This window comes from Neisseria sp. P0021.S007 (genome assembly GCF_051956855.1).
In genome coordinates this window covers 1-620 of sequence record NZ_JBQCXA010000723.1, presented here as the reverse complement: position 1 = coordinate 620, position 620 = coordinate 1, and the positions used below count along the sequence as shown (strand labels likewise).

1 protein-coding gene is annotated in these 620 nt (G+C 36.8%); it reads left to right on the top strand.

All coding sequences use genetic code 11. From position 1 onward, the window contains the following. On the top strand, positions 1 to 549 hold a 549-nt coding region (locus ACTHUR_RS15605), incomplete at its 5' end, for a hypothetical protein (RefSeq protein ID WP_440399550.1). Positions 550 to 620: the final 71 nt, after the last annotated feature.

Below are 620 nucleotides of genomic sequence, written 5' to 3'. Positions count from 1 at the left end.
GATGTTGGTGGAAGCTATCAATCCGAAGCGCAAAAAAAACCGTTTCCGGTTAAGAAAAATTTTCTAGGTATGAAAAAATGGTTTCAAGAGCAAGGTTTCTTTAAAGAAGATGATATTCATTGGGTAAAAAGTAAGACTTATGAAGGTGATTTTGGGGGGACGCAAAAAACTCCAGAAACGATGGAAGCAATACGTAAGAATATAATACCTAATGATTATGCCCGCGTTGCATTCAAGATTATGCGCTTGATTGTGGAAACGCACTGCAGTGATAAGGTTATTGTATTTAACAGGAATCGGATAAAACATAGAGAGGCTTCCCACTTTCCGGAAATTATCGAACTGCTTAACAAATTGCCTTATGATATACAGAAGGCATCCCAAGATTCCTGGGCAAAAAGGTACAATTTTGAACTGAGTAAGTATTACTCACCGCAACAGGTACGGAAGATCCGTTACAAGTATATCCATTGGTCTGCAAAAGATGAAACCGGATATGAGCTGAGAACAAAAAATGGATTGCCATATAGAATAATACACAAAGGTTAAAATCTTCGTGTAGTGTCAAACTATCCAAAATCATTTTCAGACAGTATTGATAGATAGAGAAAGGATATATC